Annotated in this window: 20 protein-coding genes and 1 pseudogene; 5 read left to right on the top strand and 16 right to left on the bottom strand. The window is 70.5% G+C overall.

Features of this window, described 5'->3' with window-relative positions; genetic code table 11:
* The first annotated feature begins 152 nt into the window (after positions 1–152).
* From VKV57_11310 to cofE, 5 genes are all read left to right on the top strand, one after another.
* Positions 153–1,457, top strand: coding sequence for a pitrilysin family protein (locus VKV57_11310; protein HLW60494.1), 1,305 nt, complete (start codon positions 153–155; stop codon positions 1,455–1,457).
* Positions 1,450–2,739 carry a pitrilysin family protein gene (locus VKV57_11305; protein ID HLW60493.1) on the top strand — a complete coding sequence of 430 codons (1,290 nt, stop codon included), beginning with the start codon at positions 1,450–1,452 and terminating at the stop codon, positions 2,737–2,739. The genes VKV57_11310 and VKV57_11305 overlap by 8 nt, the downstream gene beginning before the upstream one ends.
* On the top strand, positions 2,736–3,749 hold the full coding sequence (locus VKV57_11300; GenBank protein ID HLW60492.1) for an LLM class flavin-dependent oxidoreductase: 1,014 nt from the start codon (positions 2,736–2,738) through the stop codon (positions 3,747–3,749). Before VKV57_11305 ends, VKV57_11300 begins: the two co-directional genes overlap by 4 nt.
* A gap of 177 nt (positions 3,750–3,926) precedes the next feature.
* A complete protein-coding gene (locus tag VKV57_11295; protein ID HLW60491.1) occupies positions 3,927–4,919 on the top strand; it encodes a TIGR03557 family F420-dependent LLM class oxidoreductase in 993 nt (330 codons plus the stop codon).
* A gap of 129 nt (positions 4,920–5,048) precedes the next feature.
* On the top strand, positions 5,049–5,846 hold the full coding sequence (gene cofE / locus VKV57_11290) for a coenzyme F420-0:L-glutamate ligase (GenBank protein ID HLW60490.1): 798 nt from the start codon (positions 5,049–5,051) through the stop codon (positions 5,844–5,846).
* Between the two features lie 31 nt (positions 5,847–5,877).
* Here cofE and VKV57_11285 read toward each other — a convergent pair whose 3' ends face one another.
* The 16 genes and pseudogenes from VKV57_11285 to VKV57_11210 all read right to left on the bottom strand — a co-directional run bounded on the left by VKV57_11285 (position 5,878) and on the right by VKV57_11210 (position 20,765).
* Positions 5,878–6,594, bottom strand: a complete 717-nt coding sequence (locus tag VKV57_11285; GenBank protein HLW60489.1) for an ABC transporter ATP-binding protein — start codon at positions 6,592–6,594, stop codon at positions 5,878–5,880.
* Complete coding sequence (locus VKV57_11280; protein HLW60488.1) at positions 6,591–7,349, bottom strand: ABC transporter ATP-binding protein; 759 nt, start codon at positions 7,347–7,349, stop codon at positions 6,591–6,593. The genes VKV57_11285 and VKV57_11280 overlap by 4 nt, the downstream gene beginning before the upstream one ends.
* Complete coding sequence (locus tag VKV57_11275; GenBank protein ID HLW60487.1) at positions 7,331–8,254, bottom strand: branched-chain amino acid ABC transporter permease; 924 nt, start codon at positions 8,252–8,254, stop codon at positions 7,331–7,333. The genes VKV57_11280 and VKV57_11275 overlap by 19 nt, the downstream gene beginning before the upstream one ends.
* On the bottom strand, positions 8,251–9,114 hold the full coding sequence (locus VKV57_11270; GenBank protein HLW60486.1) for a branched-chain amino acid ABC transporter permease: 864 nt from the start codon (positions 9,112–9,114) through the stop codon (positions 8,251–8,253). Before VKV57_11270 ends, VKV57_11275 begins: the two co-directional genes overlap by 4 nt.
* 61 nt (positions 9,115–9,175) lie before the next feature.
* Positions 9,176–10,375 carry an ABC transporter substrate-binding protein gene (locus VKV57_11265; protein ID HLW60485.1) on the bottom strand — a complete coding sequence of 400 codons (1,200 nt, stop codon included), beginning with the start codon at positions 10,373–10,375 and terminating at the stop codon, positions 9,176–9,178.
* 13 nt (positions 10,376–10,388) lie between these two features.
* Positions 10,389–11,753, bottom strand: a complete 1,365-nt coding sequence (locus VKV57_11260; GenBank protein ID HLW60484.1) for a phenylacetate--CoA ligase family protein — start codon at positions 11,751–11,753, stop codon at positions 10,389–10,391.
* Complete coding sequence (locus tag VKV57_11255; GenBank protein ID HLW60483.1) at positions 11,750–12,625, bottom strand: thiamine pyrophosphate-dependent enzyme; 876 nt, start codon at positions 12,623–12,625, stop codon at positions 11,750–11,752. Before VKV57_11255 ends, VKV57_11260 begins: the two co-directional genes overlap by 4 nt.
* Positions 12,610–14,361: a 2-oxoacid:acceptor oxidoreductase subunit alpha gene (locus VKV57_11250; GenBank protein HLW60482.1), complete on the bottom strand. Its 1,752-nt coding sequence runs from the start codon at positions 14,359–14,361 to the stop codon at positions 12,610–12,612. Before VKV57_11250 ends, VKV57_11255 begins: the two co-directional genes overlap by 16 nt.
* A complete protein-coding gene (locus tag VKV57_11245) occupies positions 14,351–14,761 on the bottom strand; it encodes an IclR family transcriptional regulator C-terminal domain-containing protein (protein HLW60481.1) in 411 nt (136 codons plus the stop codon). The genes VKV57_11250 and VKV57_11245 overlap by 11 nt, the downstream gene beginning before the upstream one ends.
* A gap of 225 nt (positions 14,762–14,986) precedes the next feature.
* Positions 14,987–15,115, bottom strand: a pseudogene (locus VKV57_11240) (helix-turn-helix domain-containing protein).
* Positions 15,116–15,171: 56 nt separating this feature from the next.
* Positions 15,172–16,152, bottom strand: a complete 981-nt coding sequence (locus tag VKV57_11235; protein HLW60480.1) for a 2-dehydropantoate 2-reductase — start codon at positions 16,150–16,152, stop codon at positions 15,172–15,174.
* Positions 16,153–16,157: 5 nt separating this feature from the next.
* Entirely contained in the window at positions 16,158–16,901 is a 744-nt protein-coding gene (locus VKV57_11230) for an ABC transporter ATP-binding protein (protein HLW60479.1), read from the bottom strand.
* Positions 16,901–17,692, bottom strand: coding sequence for an ABC transporter ATP-binding protein (locus VKV57_11225; protein ID HLW60478.1), 792 nt, complete (start codon positions 17,690–17,692; stop codon positions 16,901–16,903). The genes VKV57_11230 and VKV57_11225 overlap by 1 nt, the downstream gene beginning before the upstream one ends.
* Positions 17,689–18,702 carry a branched-chain amino acid ABC transporter permease gene (locus VKV57_11220; GenBank protein ID HLW60477.1) on the bottom strand — a complete coding sequence of 338 codons (1,014 nt, stop codon included), beginning with the start codon at positions 18,700–18,702 and terminating at the stop codon, positions 17,689–17,691. Before VKV57_11220 ends, VKV57_11225 begins: the two co-directional genes overlap by 4 nt.
* Positions 18,699–19,613 carry a branched-chain amino acid ABC transporter permease gene (locus VKV57_11215; protein HLW60476.1) on the bottom strand — a complete coding sequence of 305 codons (915 nt, stop codon included), beginning with the start codon at positions 19,611–19,613 and terminating at the stop codon, positions 18,699–18,701. Before VKV57_11215 ends, VKV57_11220 begins: the two co-directional genes overlap by 4 nt.
* A gap of 12 nt (positions 19,614–19,625) precedes the next feature.
* Complete coding sequence (locus tag VKV57_11210) at positions 19,626–20,765, bottom strand: ABC transporter substrate-binding protein (protein ID HLW60475.1); 1,140 nt, start codon at positions 20,763–20,765, stop codon at positions 19,626–19,628.
* Between the last annotated feature and the right edge of the window lie 27 nt (positions 20,766–20,792).

Genomic DNA, 20,792 nt, shown 5'->3' with positions numbered 1-20,792 from the left:
AACCCTTCCCGTCCCGTTGGAGAAGGCAGGGGGGGTCATCCTCGGGGCCGAAGGGTAGGGCGATCCCCGGACTCGCGGCCCGGCCCCGCCGTGCCCGCCGGCGTTCGAAGGTCGGCCAGGGGATGGGATTGAGACCCGAGAGGAGCTCGGCGATGGAACCCACAACGCGCGCCGTCCTGTCCAACGGCTTGGTCGTCCTGCTGCGCGAGGTGCACACGGCCCCTGTCGCCAGTTTCTGGGTCTGGTACCGGGTGGGCAGCAGGAACGAGGTGCCCGGCGTCACCGGGATCTCACACTGGGTCGAGCACATGCTGTTCAAGGGCACGCCTACGCTCGGCAAGGGGGAGTTTTCCCGCCTCGTCAACCGGCATGGAGGGAGTTGGAACGGGTTCACCTGGAAGGATTTTACGGCGTACTTCGAAACCCTGCCCGCCGAGCACATCGGCCTCGGGATCCGTATCGAGTCCGACCGCATGTGCAACTCGCTCTTCGACCCCGAAGAGGTCGCGAGCGAGCGGACCGTGATCATTTCCGAACGTGAGGGGGCGGAGAACAACCCCGAGTACGCGCTGTATGAGGAGGTCGAGGCCGCAGCGTACCGCGTCCACACGTATCGGCACGCGGTCATCGGGTACAAGAGCGACCTGGTGGCCATGACGCGGGATGATCTGGTCCGCCATTACCGCACCTACTACACCCCGAACAACGCCGTCGTCGTGGCGGTGGGGGATTTTGACGGCGACGCGCTCCTCCGCCAGATCCGGGACGCGTTCGAGCCGATCGCGCCCGGTCCGCCGCCCCCCGCGGTCCGAAGCGTGGAGCCGCCACAAGAGGGGGAACGCCGGGTCACCCTCCGGCGGCCTGGGGGGGCCGTCCCGCAGTTGCAGATGGTGTTTCATGCGCCCGCGGCGACGGACCCGGATTTCTTCCCGTGCCTGTTGCTCGACGGCATCCTCTCGGGGTTTAAAGGCCCCGGAGTGTTCGGGGGTGAGGCGATGGGCGCCCGGAGCAGCCGCCTCTATCGCGCGCTCGTCGAGCAACAGCTCGCGGTGGATGTCGGCAGTTCGTTCCGGCCCACGCTCGATCCAGCGCTGTTCGAGATCGGGGTGACGCTGCGTCCGGGAGTGGCGCCCGAGCGCGTCGAGACGGCCATCCGCACCGAGCTCGATCGTCTTGCGCAGGCGCCGGTCGGCCCCGAGGAGTTGGAGAAGGTGCACAAGCAGGCGCGCGCCCAGTGGGTCTACGCCGCCGATGGGGTGTCCGGGCAGGCGGTGCTCCTCGGGAGCTCCGAGATCGTGGCGGACACCGACTACCTGGCGCGTTTTCAGGAGCGGCTGAGCGCCGTCACGCCGGCATCGATGCAGCAGGCGGCCGGGCGGGTGTTCCAGGAGCGCAACCGCACGGTCGGATGGTACCTTCCGGAGAGCGAGCGCGTCCCGGAGGCGGTCCATGCGTGATCTCAGCGCTCGGGGGCCGGCGGTGCCGATTACCGCCGAGCTGGTGGTCCGCCGCCCGTTCGGGAACGGCTCCGTCGCCCTGATCCGCGAGAAGCACACCAATCCCGCCGTGACCGTGCTGGGGTACCTTCCCGCCGGGGCGATGTACGATCCCCCCGGGAAGGCCGGGGTCGCGCTCTTCACCTCGTTGATGCTCACCCGCGGGACCGTGTCCTATACATCCGAGCGCCTCGCGCTGCTGCTCGACTCCCTCGGCGCGACCCTCAGCGCGCGTGCGGACCTCGAAGGGGTGACGTTTTCCGCGCGATGCCTGGCCGAAGACGTGGGACGGATCCTCGAGTTGATCGCGGAGGTACTGCTGCGGCCGACGTTTCCTCCGGATGAGATCGAAAAGCAGCGCGCACGGATGATCACCGGGATTCGCGAGAGCCGCCTCGACACCCGGGTCGCCGCGGAGAAGGCGTTCCGGGAGGTCGCCTATCCGGCGGCGCACCCCCACCACCGGACCCCGGAGGGCGAGGAGGACACCGTCGCCGCCATGACCCGCGAGGACCTCGTCGCGTTTCACCGCCGGCACTATCGGCCGGAGGGGCTCGTGGTCGCGGTGGTCGGCGACGTAGCCGCCCCGCGCATCGTGGAGCGGCTCGCCGCTCTCTGGGAAGGGTGGCGCCCATCGGGTGCGGTCGACGCGATCGAGATCCCCGCGGCCGGTCCCGCCGCCTCGGTCCAGCGCCGGGTCGTGACGATTCCCGGCAAGAGCCAGGCGGACATCGTTCTCGGCGTGCCGGGGTTCGCCCGGAAGAGCGCGGAATTCTACCCGGCGATGATGGCCGATCTCATTTTGGGACGGTTGGGGCTGATGGGCCGGCTGGGCGCGACGGTGCGGGACAAGGAAGGGCTGGCCTACTACGTGTACAGCCGGGCTCAGGCAGGCTTCCTGGCCGGTCCCTGGGCGGTGCGGGCGGGCGTGAACCCGCGGAACGTCGACCGCGCGGTGGAGGGGATCGTGCGCGAGATCCGGGGGCTGCAGCGCGAGCCGGTGCGGAACGGTGAGTTGCCGGATGCCCAGAACTACCTGATTGGATCGCTGGCTCTGCGGCTGGAGACCGACGCCGGCGTCGCCCAGGCGCTGGTGGAGATCGAGGTGTTCGGCTTGGGGCTCGACTACCTGCTGCGGTATCCGGGGTTGATCCGCGGCGTCACCCCCGCGGCGATCGGGGCGGCGGCTTCCCGGTACCTGCAGCTCGACGGCTACACCGTGGCGATGGCGATTCCCGCGTGAGCCGGGTGGCGCTCGGGCTGGGAGGGACCCTGCCGGTGGGGTCGGCGGTGGAGTTTGCGCGGTACGCCGAGGACCAGGGGTTCGACTCCTGCTGGGTGCACGAGGCGTACTGGAACCGGGACGCGCTCGGCTACCTTTCGGCGATGGCCGTGAGCACGAAGCGCCTCGGGCTCGCCACCGGATGCATCAACCCCTACACCCGACACCCGGTGCTCGTCGCGGCGTCCCTGGCGACGCTCGATGAGTTGAGTGAGGGCCGAGCGATCCTGGGGTTTGGCACCGGGTATCCCGCCCGGCTCGACGAGCAGGGGATCGCGCACCCGCACCCCGTGGTGGCGATGCGCGAGAGCATCGCGCTCCTCCGCCGGTTGTGGGCGGGGGAGAAGGTGACCTTCGCCGGCCGGAGCTTCGCGCTCACGAACGCGCAGCTGACCGTCCGTCCCGCGCATGCGGTCGCCATCTATCTGGCGGGGTGGGGCCCGGCGATGCTGCGGGTGGCCGGAGAGGTCTGCGATGGGTATCTGGCGCGCTCGCTCGAGTCCCCCGCGTCCTGCACCCGGCTGATCGGCGCCGCGCGGCGGGCGGCGGCGGGGGTGGGGCGCGACCCCGACGCGATGGATGCGGCAGCGTACCTTCTGTGCGCCGTGGATCGGAATCCCGCCGCGGCCCGAGAAGCGATGCGGCGCGACCCGTTCGTCGCGTATCAGTTCGCCGTGATCGACGAGGCCGTCCTGCGCGAAAGCGGGGTGGACCCGGAGAGCAAGCGGCGGATCGCCGGGCCGTTCTGGCGCGGGGATCTCGACGGAGCGCGCGGGCAGATCGGCGATGCGCTGCTCGACACGTTCACCCTGGCCGGATCCCCGGACGAAATCCTCGACCGCCTCAGCGCCTACGCGCGGGCGGGGGTGCGGCTGCCGATTCTGCAGCCGATTGCGACCGCGGGTCCCGAGGTGCGGCGGGTCATCGACGTCGGCCGCGAGTTTGCGCGCAGTACCTCGGCTGCGCGGTAGGCGGGCGTGAGGGTTCTTCGGTGATGCACGCTCGCCCGTTCCCGTCCGGAGCCGTCGTCGCGACCCGCATCGCTGGACGGGGGTGCATCCACCGCAACGCTCTGTCGTCGATCGAGTCGGCTCGCCCATCCGCAGTGCCGAGATGGCGCGACCACAGCACCGCACCGAGGGGGCACGATGCCTGACTTCGCCTATTTTTGCGGCACCGAACAATTCCAACCCGAGGTTCTCCTCGAGCACGCCGTGCAGGCGGAGGCGATCGGGTTCGATGCCCTGATGGTGTCTGACCACTTCCACCCCTGGGTCGATGACGCCGCGGCCGCGGCCTTCGTCTGGAGCTGGCTCGGCGCGCTCGCCGCCCGGACGCGGCGTGCGCGGATCGCCACCGCGGTCACCTGCCCGCTCTTCCGCTACCATCCGGGGTTGGTGGCGCAGGCGGCGGCCACCGTGGACCGGTTGTCCGGCGGCCGCTTCGCGCTTGGAGTCGGAAGTGGCGAAGGGATCAACGAGCGTCCGCTCGGATGGGAGTTCCCCGGCCACAAGGAGCGGCGCGGTCGCATGACGGAGGCCATCGCCATCATGCGGCGTCTGCTGGACGGCGAGAAGCTCGATTTCGCGGGAGAGTTCTACCGGACGCAGGCGGCCAAACTCTACAGTCCGCCGCTTGGCCGCGTCCCGATCTGGATGTCGGCCGGAGGGGCGCAATCCGCTGCGCTGGCCGGCCGGCTCGCAGACGGGTTGATCGTCAGCGTCAAGGTGCCGGCGGAAGCGCGGGAGCAGGTGATCGATCCCTTCTCGCGGGCCGCGCGGGACGCGGGCCGGCCGACACCCACGGTGGTCGCGCAGCGGTGGTCGATTTTGGCCCGGGACGAGGACGAGGCATGGCATGCGCTGGCGGCCTGGCGGGGGCTGCGGGTGGAAGGGCGCCTCGACGAGGTGGATCCATCGGTGCTCCGGGCGCGGGCCGATTCGATGAACCGGCGCGAGATCATCGGAAAATACGCGTGGGCCCGCAACGCGGCGGAGCTGGTCGAGATCTATCGCCCGTTGGTTGAAATGGGCGCGGACATCGTGACGGTCCAGGTCACGTCGGTCGATCAGCGCGCGACCCTCAACCTCCTCGGCGAGGAAGTGCTCCCCGCGCTCCGGCGGGTTGTGCCTTCCGCGTGAGGGAGTCGCGGGGAAAGGTCCGCCCCCCGGCCCCCGCGCCGTCGTGTTCGCTTTGCCGATCGCCCGCGGATCGCGGAATGCGCCGTGGCGACGACGCCGGAACCTCACACCTCAGCAGTGGGTATTGAGGTGGAACCCCACACCGGACACCCGCACCCCCGACCGCGAATCACCGCGGCGACCCTCATCGCCGTCCCGGGGATCCCGGACGTCCGCCCGGGGATGTCGCTGCCCGATCTGCTGGTGCGCAGTCTGGACGCGCCTGCGCTGCGGCCGTCCGAGGGCGATGTCCTGGTGATCGCCCAAAAGATCGTCAGCAAGGCCGAGGGGAACCTCGTCGACCTCGCCAGCATCACCCCCGGCGCGCAGGCCGTTCGCCTGGCCGGCGAGAGCGGCAAGGATCCCCGTCTGGTGGAGGTGATCCTCGGAGAGTCGACCCGGGTGGTCCGCGTGCACGACGGGGTGCTGATCACCGAGCACCGACTCGGTTTCATCTGCGCCAACGCCGGGGTGGACCACAGCAACGTCGGGGCGGGTCCCGAGGTCGTGTGCCTCTTGCCCCGCGACCCCGACGCCTCCGCGCGCGCGATCCGAGCCGCGGTGAGGTCCGCCTTCGGGGTGTCCGTCGGGGTCATCATCAATGACAGCCACGGCCGGCCTCACCGCGAGGGGGCGGTGGGGGTTTGCGTCGGTGCCGCGGGCTTCGAGCCGCTGGTGAGCCTGGTCGGGCGCCCCGATCGGTACGGGTACACGATGCGGACGTCGGTGGAGGCGGTGGCCGACGAACTCGCCGCCGCGGCCACGCTTCTCCAGGGACAGTGCGATGAGGACACCCCGGTGGTGCTCATCCGGGGCGTCCCGGTCTCCTCTGGGGAGGGCGGGGCCGGTCGGTTGCTGCGCGACCCCTCTCGGGATCTGTTCCGGTAGGATCCCCCCGCCCCGCCGCCTCGGACTCGGCTTAGACGCCGAGGTAGTGCTCCCGCAGACGCGCCTCGACCCGGAGGCGGTCCGGCGGACCTTCGAACACCACCCGACCCTTGTTCAGCACGTAGATCTGGTCGGCGACCGCCAGCGCCAGGCCCAGATTTTGCTCCACCAGGAGCACGGCGAGTCCACGCTGGCGAAATTCATCGAGAATCTCCCGCACGCGCGCGACGAACAACGGAGCGAGTCCCTCCGTCGGCTCGTCCATGATCAGCAGCCGGGGGCCCAGCAGCAGCGCCCGTCCGATCGCCAACATCTGCTGTTCGCCCCCGGAGAGCACCGCACCGGGTTGCCCGCCGCGGGCGGCGAGGATCGGGAACCGTTCGTAGATGCGCGCCACCGGCCATCCGCCGGCCCGCTGCCCCAGGAGGAGCTGCTGACGGACCGTGAGGGTGGGGAAGATCCCGCGGCCCTGCGGAACGAGCCCGATTCCGGCGCGGGCGATCCGGTGCGGCGGGGTGCCGGAGATCTCCCGGCCTTCGAAGGTGATCCGTCCGGCGCGGGGCGGGGTGAATCCCATGACCGTCCGCACCGTCGTGGTCTTGCCCGCACCGTTCCGACCCAGCAGGCACGTGATTCCTCCCGACTGGACCGACAGGGTCACTCCCTGGAGGATGTGGGAGTCCCCGTAGTAGGTGTGGACCCCGGCGAGGGTAAGGATGGAGGCGGCTCCCGCCAGGCCGGTCGTCATGCGCCGGATGCGGGCGGGGCCCCGAGGTAGACTTCCTGGACCCGCGGGTGGGCTTTGACCTGCCCCGGTGTCCCGACCGCGAGCACCTCGCCGAGGTGGAGCACGGTGATGCGGTCGGCGATCGCAAAGACCACATCCATGTCGTGCTCGATGAGCACGATCGTCTGCTCCCGCTCGAGATGGGCGATGAGCCTGGTCATGTTCGCCGTCTCCGCGGGGGACATGCCGGAGGTGGGTTCGTCGAGGAGCAGGATGCGGGGCCGCCCGGCGAGCGCGATGCCGATCTCGAGCTGCCGCTGTTCACCGTACGACAGCGCGCGCGCGGGGAGGGGCGCGCTCGACTCCAAGCCGACCCGGGCGAGGAGGGCGTGCGCGTCGTCGAGAAGACCGCGCAGCCGCGTCGCCGGCGTCAGCAGCCGCCGGGTCGCCGGCGTGTGGGCCTGGACGGCGAGCCGGACGTTCTCCAGGGCGCTGAGGTTCAGCAGCAGATTGTTCCGTTGAAACGTTCGGGCCAATCCCCACGCGGCGATGCGGTGGGGCGGCAGTCCCGTGATCGGCCGGGCATCCAGCAGCACGCGGCCGGAGGATGGCGAGAGCTCCCCGCTGATCAGGTTGAACAGCGTGGTCTTCCCCGCGCCGTTCGGCCCGATGATCGCGTGGCGCTCTCCGGAGGGAATGTCGAGGCTGACGCCTTTCAGGGCGACCACCCCGCCGAACCGGCGGGTCAGCCGTTCGGTTATGAGGACCGCGCCCATCGGCCTCTCACCAGACCCGCCAGCCCCTGCGGGGCGACGAGAACGACCAGGACGAACGTCGCGCCGAGGATCATCGTCCACCGCTCCGTGTAGGAACTCACCAGGTTCTGCAAGAGCAGCACCGCGGCCGCGCCGACCGCGGGTCCGACCAGCGTGCCGGTCCCGCCGAGGAGCACCATGATCAGGGCTTCCCCCGATCGCGTCCAATACAGCTCGTCCGGGGAGACGAACCCGTTGTAGTATGCGTAGAGGACCCCCGCCAGCGCCGCCGCGGCGCCGGCGATCACAAATGCCCCCAGCTTCAGTCGAAAGGTATCGTAGCCCATCGCCCGCATGCGCGGTTCGTTCTCCCGCACTCCGACCAAGGCCGCCCCGAACGGCGATCCGGCGATCCGGCCCAGCACCGCGGTCGCGGCGGCGGCCAGCAGGAGGACCAGGTAGTAGAAGGCCGTGGTCCCGCCCATATCCACTCCGGGGACGGACGGCCGGGGGATCCCCGCGAGGCCGTTCGTTCCCCCGGTCAGCCACGACCATTGGTGCGCCACCGCAAAGGCCATCTGCGCGAACGCGAGCGTGAGCATGAGGAAGTAGACGCCGGTGGCGCGCAGCGCGAACACCCCGACCACGAACGCGGCCATCGCTCCCGCCGCGATCCCGATGGGGAGGGTGAGGAAGAGCGAGGCGCTGAGGTGGGTGCTGAGGAGCCCCGCGGTGTAGGCGGCGATCCCGAAGAACGCGGCGTGGCCCAGCGAGACGAGTCCGACGTACCCGACGAGGAGGCCGAGGCTCATCGCGAACACGGCGAAGATGAGGATTTCCGTGAGGGTCGTCGTGACATACCGCGACGACACCAGCGGCACGAGCACGAGGCCCGCCGCCGCAACCAGCCAGGCGGCGGGCTTCACCGGGGGCGCCCCCCGAACAGCCCCGCCGGCCGGACGAGGAGGACGGCGGCCATGATCAGGTAGATGAAGACGAGGGCGGCCTGCGGCACGATCGTCTTGCCGAAGGTGTCCACTTCGCCGATGAGCAGGCTTCCCCAAAACGAGCCGCCGAGGGTGCCGAGCCCGCCGACGACCACGACGATCAGGGTGACGATCAGGATCTCGAAATCCACGCCGGGAAAGACCCCCTGGATCGGTGCGGCGATGACCCCGGCCAACCCCGCCAGCGCCGTCCCAAAGGCGAACACCCCGGTGAACACCAGGCCGATGTCGATCCCCAGCGCCTGCGTCATCTCCTTGTTCGCCACCCCGGCCCGCACCATCGCGCCGAGCCGCGTCCGATTCAGCCCCAACCACAGCCCCCCCGCCAGGACGGCCCCGAGCAGGATGACGAAGAGGCGATACGATGGGAACAGCGTGCCCAACAGGGGGATGGAGCGGTCCAGCCCTGGGGGGGGTGCCAGCGATTGGACGTCCGCCCCCCACACCCACCGCGCCAGATCGGAGAAGACGAAGGCGAACCCGAACGTGAGGAGGATCTGATCCAGATGGGTCCGGCGGTAGAGCGGACGGAGGAACTCCCACTCCAGGAAGAACCCGGTAGCGCCCAGCAGGAGGGGGGCGGTGAGCGCGGCGATCCAGAACGATCCCGTCCACCGGACCATCGACAGCGCCAGGTACGCCCCCAGCATGTAGAACGCGCCGTGGGCGAGGTTGATCACCTCCATCAGGCCGAAGATCAGCGAGAGGCCCGACGCCATGAGGAACAGCAGCATCCCGTAGGCGAGGCCGTTGAGGCCCTGCAGGAGGTAGAAGGTCACCGCGGTGAGGGGGTGGGCGCGGCGCCGGGACGCGTGCGGCCCCGTCCCGACGCCGCGCGGGTCACTTGCCGGGGTCCGCGATCCGGCCGAGGTTGTCGAACACCACGTTCGCGATGTCGCCGCCGACCTGACGGACCTGGCGGATGTAGATCGTCTGGATGACGTTGTGGGTGTTCGGATCGAACTCGAAGGCACCGCGCGGGCTCGCGAACTTCACTCCGGCCAGCGCCTCGACCATCCCGTCCTTGTTGCTCGTGTCTCCGCCGGTTTTGTTGAGCGCCTCCACGATCACCCGAGCCGCATCATAGCCCTGCATCGCGAAGACGCTGGCATCGCGCTTAAAGCGCGCTTTGTACGCCCGGGTGAAGGCGAGGTTCTCCGGATTCTGCAGGGTGAGGGCCCAGTGCAGCGGGCTGTAGATCCCCAGCGCGTTCGCCCCCTCGGCCGGCAGCACGTCCTGCTCCACCATGAAGCCCGCCCCGCTGATCCGGCTGCTCTTCGTCAGGCCGAACTGAGCGGCCTGCTGGATGAACCGCACCGCGTCGCTGCCGCTGTAGAAATTGTACGAGCCCTCCGCGTTGAACTTTTGGATCTGCGTGATGTAGGGGGCGTAGTCGGTGTTGTTGAGCGGGGGCAGGACCTCGCCGGCGACCTTGCCGCCCGCGGGGAGAAAGGACTCCTTGAACGCCGCGATCGACTCCGTGCCGAATCCGTAATTCGCGGCGGTGAGCACGGCCACCGGCGCGACATTCGTGTAGAACCATTTTCCGAACGGGTTGCTGACCTGCCAGGACGTGAACGACACCCGGAAGATGTACGGGCTCTTCCGCGCCCGAGTGAGGAGGTTCCCGCCGGCGTTGCTGACGATGAGGATCGTCTTGGTGTTGTGGACCATGTCGCGGATCGCGTAGGCGGTGGGGGTGGCGACGATCCCCGTGAGGAGATCGACCTGGTCCGCTTCGATCAGCTTGCGCGCCTTCCGCACGCCCACCTGGGGGTCGATCTCCTCGTCCTCGCGGATCCAGGTGATCCGTCGGCCGCCCCCCGTCCACCTCACCGAGTCGAAGTACAGCGTCATCCCGTCGGTGATATCCTCGCCCAATTGACCGTACACCTTAGAGTAGGAGACGAGGAGCCCGACCTTCACCGGGCCCGCCGCCAGCACCGCCGGCGCGGCCGCCCCGCCCGCCGCCAGCGCCGCTGTGCCGAGTGCCGCGCGTGCCAGGAGCTGCCGGCGCGTGAGTGTCCTGCGTGCGTTCATCCGCTCACCCCCATCAGTCGATGTGCACGACCCGCTTCGCCTTCAACTGGAACCGCGGCAGCGCGCCCGCCCCGACCGCGGCCGCCTCGATGCGGATGCCGCAGGCGAGATGGAGTTGCTCGCGCAGCGCGTCCAGGATCTGGCCCACCCGGGCCGCGCCCCACCGCGGTTCGTCGATCTCGACCACCACCCGCAGATCGGTCATCGCCGCCCGGCGGCGCACCTCCAGCTGGAACTCGTCGATGGCGTCGAACTGCCGGACGACGTCCTCGATCACGCTGGGAAAGACATTCATCCCCCGGACGACCAGCATATCGTCGACCCGGCCCAAAATCCCCCCGGCCAGGCGGGCGAAGGTGCGCCCGCAGGCGCACCGCGACTGGATCAGGCGCACCCGATCGCCGCTGCGGTAGCGGATCGCCGGGGAGCCGTCCCGCCCCAGGTTGGTGATGACGAGTTCCCCTTCCCCCGCCGGGGCGATCGTGTCGGTCAGGGGGTCGAGCACCTCCAGCACGAACTCGCTCTCGTTGAGGTGGACCTCTCCCGCCGCACAGGTGAAGCCGGTGGCGCCGACCTCGGTCATGCCGGTGTGATCGATGCACCGTCCCCCCCAGGCCGCCTCAATCCGGCGCTTCGTCGCCGGGATGCTGGCTCCCGGTTCGCCGGCGTGAATCGTGACGCGGACGCCGAGCGATGCGGTGTCGATGCCGCGTTCGCGGGCCACTTCCGCCAGCCGCAGCGCGTACGACGGCGTGCAGACGAGCGCGGTGGCCTGCGTCTCCGCGAGCATGCGAATCCTCAGCATCGTGTCGAGTCCCCCGCCGGGGATCGCGAGCGCCCCGATGCGCCGCGCCGCGTCGAACCCGGCCCAAAACCCGATAAACGGCCCGAAGGAGAAGGCGAAGAAGACGCGGTCTCCCGGCCCGACCCCGGCGGCGCGGTACACGAACAACCAGCACCGGATCCACCACTCCCACGACTCGACCGTGTCCAGGTACCGCAGCGGCCGCCCGGTCGTCCCGGAGGTCTGGTGCAGGCGGACGTACCGGGCGAGGGGGTAGGTGAGGTTGCTCCCGAAGACGGGGTGCGCGTCCTGGTCGCGAGAGAGTTCCGCCTTGTCGGTCAACGGCAGCCGGCGGAACCCCTCCCAGTCGCGGATCGCCCGGACGTCCGGGACGCCGACGGCCGCCCACTTCGCGCGGTAGAAGGGGTTGCTGTCTCCGACCCGGGCAAGCATCGGCCCAAGGCGCTGCCACTGGTAGGCCACGAGGTCCTCCCGCGACATCGACTCCAGGGTCGGATCCACGAAGAGCGCGGGATCGTCGAGGCGGGAGCCGGTCCCGGCCGGGGATCGTTCCGGGCCCGGGGCGAAGGTCACGGCGTGTGCTCCTCGGCGAGGAGGCGGCGCACGGCGGCGGTGTCCGGCTCAAGGCCCTCATCGGCCAGCGGCGTCGCGCGGAACCGCGGCAGGCGGGCGTCGAACGGCCGCCCGGCTTCACGGTAGATCAACCCGAGGATGGTCGCATCGCGGGTCATGACGGCGTCCGCAGCCTGATCGCGGCTCTCCGGGCGATAGGCCGGGTCGGTGTCGAGATTCGTCAGGCGTTCGCGCCACCACTGGTAGGTGCGGATGCGGTCGTAGGTCGGGCACGGGCTGATGACGTTGATCAGCGCGAAGCCGCGGTGCCGGATGCCCGCCTCGATCAGGCGGGTCAGCTGCGGGACGTCGTGGCTGGCGCCCTGAGCGAGATAGGTGATCCCCGCCGCCACCGCCAGGCGTAGGGGGTGGATCGGTTCCTCCACCGCCCCGGCCGGCGACGAGGGGGTGGCGGTGCCGGTGACGGTCGTCGGCGAGGTCTGTCCCTTCGTGTTTCCGTACACCCCGTTGTCCATCACCACGTAGGTGACGTCCACGTCTCTGCGGATGGCGTGGATGAGGTGGTTGAGGCCGATCCCGTACCCGTCGCCATCCCCCCCCGCGGCGATCACCGTGAGACCGCGGTTGGCCAGCTTGACCCCGGTGGCCAGCGGCAGCGTCCGCCCGTGATGGACGTGGAGTCCGTACGACGAGAAGTACGAGGTGATCTTGCCCGAGCACCCGATCCCCGAGACCAGCACGATGCGGTGCGGCGGGACGGCCAGGTGCGCGCACGCTTCCTGCAGCGCGCGCAGGACGGCGAAGTCGCCGCACCCGGGGCACCAGGTCGATTTTTCCCGGGCGAACTCTTTGAAGGTTAGGATCGCAGCCACGCGCGCACCTGTGCTTCCACCTCGCCCGGGGAAAACGGCAGCCCATCGTACTTCCGCACCGGCCAGAGCTTTCCATGCCCGCCGGCGTGTGCCGCGATCAGGGTCGCCAGCTGTCCGGTGGCGTTGTGTTCGATCACCGCGATCTTTCGGGCGCGCGCGATCTCCGGGCCGACCTCGTGGGCGGGGAACGGCCACAGGCAGCGGACCTGGAGGAAGCGGATCGACAGCCCATCCGCGCGCAGGCGCGCCAGCGCCTCGCGGATCGGCCCGCAGGGCGAGCCGAGGGAGATGACGAGCGCGTCTCCCTCGCCCTCGACCCGCACGCCGGCCACGGACTCCCAGATCCCCCGCGTCTTCCGCAGCCGCTTCTCCACCATGGCGCGGCGGACGGCGGGATCGTCCACATCGATGGTCCCCCGTTCGTCGTGCGCGTCGCCGCTTGAGAGGAAGAGCGCGCCCGGCTGCCCCGGGATCGCCCGCGGGGAGATCCCGCTGGGGGTGAGCGCGTACCGGCGGTAGGCCGGTCCCAGCGCCTGCGCCTCCGCATCGGTCACGCGCGCACCCCGGTCGATTCGCACTTCGTCGAGGGGGAGGGCGCGGACCGTGCGCTTCTTCAGCACCACGTCCTGATCCGTGGCGACGATCACCGGACACTGATACCGCTCCGCCAGGTTGAACGCCAGCGCGGTGTCGAGGAAGCACTCCTCGAGGCTCCCCGGCGCCAGGACGATGCGCGGAAACTCCCCGTGCGAGGCGTAGACCATGTGCAGGAGATCGCCCTGTTCGTGGCGCGTCGGCATCCCGGCGCTCGGCCCGGGCCGCTGCGCGGCGATGATCACGGCGGGGATTTCGGCCATGCCGGCGAGCCCCATCGTCTCGGTCATCAGCGAGAGCCCGGGGCCGCTCGTGGCGGTCATGGCACGCACCCCGGCGTACGCCGCGCCGATCACGAGGCCGAGCGCCGCGATCTCGTCCTCGGTTTGGACCGCCGCTCCGCCCACCGCCGGCAGGTGGGCGGCCATCCACTCCAGGATGTCGCTGGCCGGGGTGATGGGATAGCTGGCGTACAGCCGGCACCCGGCCGCCAGTGCCCCCATCGCGATCGCGTCGTTGCCGGAGAGGAAGTAGGTGGCGGCGGGCCCCGCGCCCCCCGCCGCCCGTCCGGCGGTCCAGGCGGCAGGGGCAGGTCGATCGCGCCACGCGGTGTCGGCGAACCGCCACCCCACGTCGACCGCTGCGGCGTTTTGAGTCTGGACCGGCGCCCCCTTGGACTCGAAGCGGCGGCGGACGGCCTCCCGCAGGCCCGCGGGATTGAGGCCGAGCAGCCGCGTGGATACTCCCAGCGCCACCATGTTCTTCATGATGGCGCCCCCGGCGTCCGCGGCGAGTTTGGTCAGGGGGACGGGGCAGCGTACCGCGTCCGGGACTCCCTCTCCGGTCACCCTGCCGTCGTCGACGACGAGGAACCCTCCGGGACGGAGGGTCGCGCCGTGCTTTGCGATCGTGTCGTTGTCGAGCGCGACCAGGCAGTCGAGGCGGTCGCCTCGGGCGTGCAGCGGCCGCGGGCCGATGCGGACCTCGTACGCGGTCGGCCCGCCCTTGATGATGGGGGGAAACAGCCGGAAGGTGTGGACCTCCAGTCCGGAGCGGGCGGCCCCCAGGGCGAAGACTTCGCCGGCGGAGTCCACGCCTTCGCCGGTCTTCCCCCCGATCATCCACGTCAGGTCAGACCTCATCTCTCGTGCCCCTTCCCGCCGCGCGCTCGGGCGCGTGCCCGAGTTCGCCCGAGGCCCGCCGGGCCGCCGCCCTCACCACCTCGGCCAGGCCCCGATCGCGGTCGGGCCCAAGTCGCCCGGCGGGGGCCGAGACGCTGAGGGCCGCGACCACACGGCCCGTGTAGTCGAGCACCGGCGCCGCCACGCAGCGGATGCCCTCTTCAAACTCCTGATCGTCAACCGCGTACCCTCGCTCACGCACCGCCTGGAGGACGCGCCGGAGAGTCGGGGGATCGACGATCGTCCCCGGCGTGTACCGCTTGAGCCGGCCCGCCAGCACCCGGGTCTGGAGCTGCGGGTCGGCGTGGGCGAGGAGCACCTTGCCGAGCGCGGTGCAGTGGGCGGGGGCGCGCCGGCCCACCTGCGAGTGCAGCTGGAGCGGCCGTCCGCTTTCCACCTTGCCGATAAACACGATCTCCTGCCCGTCGAGTACGGCCAGGTGGACGGTTTCCTCCACGGTCTCGCCGAGCGATCGGAGCGCCGGCGTCACCCGCACGGGGAGATCGAGGTGGTTGAGCGCGGCGCTCCCCACCTGGAACAGGCGGAGGCTGAGCCGGTACCGGCCGGTCGACGCATCGTGGACCAGGTACCCGCGGTGCTCCAGGGTCGAGCAGAGGCGGTGCACGGTGCTCTTCCCCCATCCCAGCCGGCGGCTCAACTCGGTGATCCCGGATCCCTTCGCGGTCCCGTCGACGCTCTCCAGGAGGGCGAGGGCGCGCTCGACCGCGTTGACGTAATACGGGTTGCCGCGCCCGGCCGGCGTGCGTCATCTTACCTCACCCCCGCGGCCGCCGCCACAGCCCGGGCTTCCGCGGCCTTGACGAGCCGGTAAACGGTTCGCGAGGCGGGGACCGGGACCCCGAGCCGGTCGCCCTCGGCGACGATCGCCCCGGTGAGCGTGTCGATTTCTGTCGCGCGTCCGCGATCGACGTCCTGCTTCATCGAGCCCACGTGGCCGTGCGCGTCGCCGAGCGCCCGGTGGGCATCGATCACCGCCATCGGATCGGAGTGGAGGGCGATCCCGAGGGCGGCGGCCACCGCCCTCCCTTCGTCGACCAGGGCCCGCAGCAGCGCGTAGGCGTCCGGGTGCGCGTAGACCCCCGAGAGGCGCATCCCGGTCAGGACGGGGAGGGGGTTGACCGCTGCGTTGAAGATGAGCTTACCCCAAATCGCCCCGCGCGGGTCGGCGAGCACCTCCACGGCCATGCCGGCGCGGGCGAGCGCGTCCCCCCACCGACGGGCGTCCTCGAGGACCCCGCGGTGCGGGCCCAGCCAGGTCCCGCCGATCTCCCGCTGCGTGATCTCCCCGGGACCGACCACTTCCCCCGCGTTCATCGTCACCCCGTGGCAGATCGGGGCGCCGCACTCCGCCGCGATCGCCTCGGCGTTCCCCAGGCCGTTCTGCACGGTCAGCACGACCGCCCCCGCGAGATGGTCGCGGATGCGGCGAACCGCCTCACGGGTGTGCGGCCCTTTCACGGCGATCAACGCGTGGGAGAAGGTCGTACCCACCAGGGCGTCGGGGGTGGAGACGGCCGCCGGCCGGACCAGGAGCGATTGGGTGACCGCCTCGGTCCGGACGTGCAGCCTGAGCCCCTCTCGCGCGATGGCCGCCGCGTGTTCCCGCCACACGTCGAAGATCGTGACCTGCGCCGTGCCGGCGAGCCGCGCGGCGTAGATGCCTCCCACGGCGCCCCCGCCGACGATCAGGATCCTCGCCCCCGCGGGGCACCGCTCGATCGGTCCGCGCATCGGCATCACCCCGCGATCTCGTATCCCTTGCCGAGGTAGGCCGATTTGATGCCGGGATGCGCCAGGAGCTCTGCCGGCGTCCCCCGCAGCACAATCCGGCCCCGCTCCATCACGCAGACGTGATCGGCGATCGCCATCGCCGCCTTGACGTTCTGCTCGACCAGGATCACGGTGAGGCCCTCGGTCCGACGCAACTCCCCCAGGGCGTGCACGATCTCGCGAATCACGAGGGGGGCCAGCCCCAGCGATGGCTCGTCCAGCAGGAGGAGGCGGGGGCGCGACATCAACCCGCGCCCGATCGCGAGCATCTGCTGCTCGCCGCCGCTGAGGGTTCCCCCCAGCCGCCCGTCGAGGGCGGCGAGCTTCGGGAAGATCGCGCGGGGCCGGGAGACATCGGCGCGTACCCCGGCGCGATCGTGCCAGTACCGGTGGTACCCGCCGAGGAGGAGGTTATCCCGCACCGTGAGCGTGTTGAAGATCTGCCGGCGTTCGGGAACCAGGCTCACCCCGAGCCGCACCACCGCCTCGGCGGAGAGCCCCGCGATCGGCCGGCCGTCCAGGACGATCGCGCCGGCGCGCGGGACGAAGATGCCGGCGATCGTCCCGAGCAGGGTGGACTTGCCCGCCCCGTTGGGGCCGATGATCGCCAGCACCTCGCTCGGCCGGACCTCCAGATCGATCCCGTGGAGCACCTCGACCTCGCCCCGCCTCGCGACGACGCCGGAGACCTCGAGCCGCGGCGCCGTCATCACGACCGGGGCTCCGCGGAGGGCGCCGCGGCGTCCTCGCCGAGGTAGGCGGCCACCACCCGGGGGTCGCGCTGGACGGCGCGCGGCGGGCCCTCCGCGATCTTCTCCCCGTAGTCGAGGACGACCACGCGGTCGGCCGCGTCCATCACCACGTCCATGTTGTGCTCGATCACGACGAAGGTCACTCCATCGGTGCGGAGGCGGCGGACCAGGGCGACGAGGTGCCGCGCCTCCCCAAGGCTCAGCCCCGCGGTCGGTTCATCGAGGAGGAGGACGGCGGGACGGGCGGCCAGCGATCGGGCGATCTCCAGCAGGCGCTGCTGGCCGAAGGGGAGGTCCCGCGCCAGGTCGTGCTCTCGTCCCGGAAGGCCCACGAGGTCCAGCGCCGCCCGCGCGGCGTCGGAGACCAGCCGGTCCTCGTGCGCCGCGGACGGCAGCCCGAGGGCCGCCCGGAGGAGCCCGGTGCGCGTCCAGCGATGACATCCCACCATGACGTTCTCGGCGACCGTCGCCTGGGTGAAGATGATCGGGTTCTGAAACGTGCGGACAACCCCCAGCGAGGCGACGCCCCAGGCGGGCATCCCGGTGATGCGTCGCTCCTGATAGTAGACGTCGCCCGAGGTTGCGGGGAGGACCCCCGTGATCAGGTTGAACAGGGTGGTCTTCCCGGCGCCGTTCGGCCCGATCACGGCGACGATCTCCTGCGGGGCGGCCGCAAAGCTGACCGCGTTCACGGCGATGAGCCCGCCGAATCGCCGGGTGAGGTGCTCCACGCGGAGGGCGGCGGTCACGCGCGGCCCTCCTCGGCCGGTTCGGTGTCCGCCCCCCGCCCGGGCGCGAACGGGCGGATCAGCGTGTGCCGAACGTCGAGCGCGCCGCGGACGATCCCGCGGGGGAAAAAGATCATGATCAGCACGAGCAGGATGCCGTAGATCGCGGTCTGATACTCGCCGCCCACACGCGGGAAGACGCGTGGGAGTTGGGCCCGGATCATCTGATCGAGCACCGTGACCGCCGCCGCCCCGAACAGGCCCCCCCAGATGTTGGTCAGGCCCCCGACCACCGCCATGATCAGAAAGAAGAGCGACGCGTACAGGGAGAACGGGGAGGGGCTGATGAACCGGATGTAGTGCGCGTACAGCGCCCCGGCCAGCGCGGCGTACGCCGCGCTCAGGACGAACACCTGCATTTTGTACCGGGGGACCTCGACCCCGAGAGCGGCGGCGGCGATTTCGCTGCCGAGGATCGCCCGCAGTGCCCGTCCGGTGCGGTGGGCGGTGATGTTCCGGGCCAGGACGAGGGTGCCGAAGACGAGTGCCCAGATCAGGTAGTAAACCTGCCGATCGGTGACGAGGCGCACCCCGGCGATCGTGAGGGCGGGGATGTCCCGCAGTCCGTTGCCGCCCCCCGTCACCGACACCATCTGCAGCATCAGGACGTTGACGATGATGCCGAACCCCAGCGTGGCCAGGACGAAGAAGTGCTCCGCCAGGCGCAGCGTCGGGAGCCCCACCAGGTAAGCCGCGGCGGAGACGGCCGCGATCGCGACCGGGATGGCGAGCCAGGGGTTCCATCCCAGGTCGCGGCTCAACAACGCGGACGTGTACGCCCCCAGCCCGTAGAACGCGGCCTGCCCGAGCGAGATCTGGCCGGAGCATCCCAGGAGGATTAATCCCAGCGTGACGATCGCGTACAGCCCGATGATGTTGAGGACGGTGAGGGCGTAGGCCGTCGAGACGACGAACGGAAGCCCCGCGACCGCCGCGACCAGGACCAGGAGGCCGAGGTGGTCCCGCCTCACGCGTGTCTCCGCTGAGCTCCGTGCAGCAGCCCTTCGCGCTGCAGGAACAGGACGATCAGCAGCACGAGGAAGGTGATGGCGGTGCCGTAGCCCGGGGAGAGGTACCCGCTCGTGAGCGCTTCGATGACGCCGACCAGGTACCCCCCGACGACCGCGGCGGGGGCGTTGCCCAGCCCGCCGATGACCGCGGCGACAAATCCCTTCAGTCCCAGCGCGAGGCCCATGTCGTACGTCGCCCCCGTGATCGGGGTGATGACGAGCCCCGCCACCGCCCCGAGCCCGGCGCTCAGGGTGAACGCCAGGAGCGACATCTGTCGCGGGCTGATGCCGACGAGCCGGGAGGCGAAGGCGTTGTCCGCGCACGCCCGGACGGCCGCGCCCGGGACGGTGCGGGTGAAGAAGGCAAACAACCCGACGACGACGGCCCCGGAGAGGCCGATCGCCCAAATCGCCTGGCGGACGAGCACCCCGCCGAGCAGCACAAGCGGGGGGCCGGGCGTGAACTCCGGCAGCGTGTAGGGATCCGCGCCCCAGACCATCAGGGCGAGGCCGCGAAACGCCATCGACACCCCGAAGGTGATGATGAGCAGCGTGAGCGGGGCGCCGCCGAACGCCGGTTGGATCGCCAGCCGTTCGGTGAGCGCGCCGACGAGGCAGACCGCCGTGATGGCCCCGCACGCCGCAAGCCCGAGCGGCAGGTGCCACGCCAGGAGGGTCGCGCACACGAGCGCGCTCAGCATGGAGAACTCCCCCTGGGCGAAGTTCAGGATTCCGGTCACGGAGTAGATGAGCACGAAGCCGAGGGCGCCGAGGGCGTAGATGCTGCCGACGGTGATGCCGGTGAGGAGCAGTTGGGGCAGGAGGGCAAGCACGGTCGGTGGGGGATGGGCCGGCCGCGCGGCCGGGCCCACCCCCGGTCTCCGCTACTTCCAGATGTCCCAGTTGCCGCCCTTGATCACCACCAGCACCATGTCGTTGGTGGTCAACCCGTTGTGATCTTGCGGCGACATGTTGAAGACCCCGCCGGTTCCCACGAAGCCTTTGAGGCGTTCCAGGTACTCGCGAATCTTCACCTTGTCGGGGCCGACGTGCCGGATCGCGTCAACGAGCATCGTGATCCCGTCGAACGCGTGCCCCCCAAAGGTATTGGCCCCGTAGTGGTTGGCCGCGTCAAAATCCTTGGCGTACTTCTGGAGAAGCGCCTTCTGCGGGTCCTTTGCCGATAGCTTGTCGACGACCAGGAGCTTGCCGGACGGAAACACGACGCCGTCCGCGGCCGGTCCCGCGAGCTGGATGAACGCCCGGTTGGCGATGCCGTGGCTCTCTAGGATCGGGGTCTTCATCCCGAGCTGGCGAATGTTCTTCGCCGCGATCGAGGCGGTCGGCGGCGTGCTCCACACGACCATCGCGTCGGGATTCTTGACCCGGGCGCGGGCGACCTGAACACTGAGGTCCGTGTCCGTGGCCGCAAACGGCTCGGTGTCTACGAGCGTTACCCCTTGGTGGAGGCCGTAGGTTCGGAGCGCGACAAGGCCGTCCTGGCCGAAGTCATCGTTTCGATAGAGGAACGCAAACGTCTTCGCGTGGACAGCCACGAGGTACTCCAACGCCTTGGCCGCCGCCGTGGCGTTCCGCTGCGGCATCTGGAACACCCAGGCCCGGGTGGGAATGCTCAACGTCGTGCTGGCCGCCACCGACATGAACGGGATCTCGGCGGACATCGCGTAGTCCGCCATCGCCTGGGACTCCGGACTCGTCGTCCCGCCCACCACGGCGACGACGTTGTCCTCGCTGACCGCCTTTTTGATCAGCAGGACCGCTTTCGTGGGGTCGGTCTCGCTGTCGTAGGTGATGATCTGGACCGGCCGGCCGCCGATTCCACCCGAGGCGGCGAGCTGGGCCTGCAGCATCGTCGCCGTGTCCTTCTCGGGCTTGCCGAGCGAGCTGGCCGGGCCCGTTACGGCGAACACCGTGCCGATCTTGATCGGCCCGCCCTGGCCGAGCGCCGGCCGCGCGGGGACGGATACGCCGGCGGCAAGCGCGGCGGCGAGACCGAGGACCATGATCCTTCGCGATACCCGATGCAACGT

Source organism: bacterium, from assembly GCA_035307765.1.
Lineage (GTDB): Bacteria > Sysuimicrobiota > Sysuimicrobiia > Sysuimicrobiales > Segetimicrobiaceae > Segetimicrobium.
Note: the sequence above shows the minus strand (reverse complement) of the source record. Positions and strands in the feature narration are given on the sequence as shown.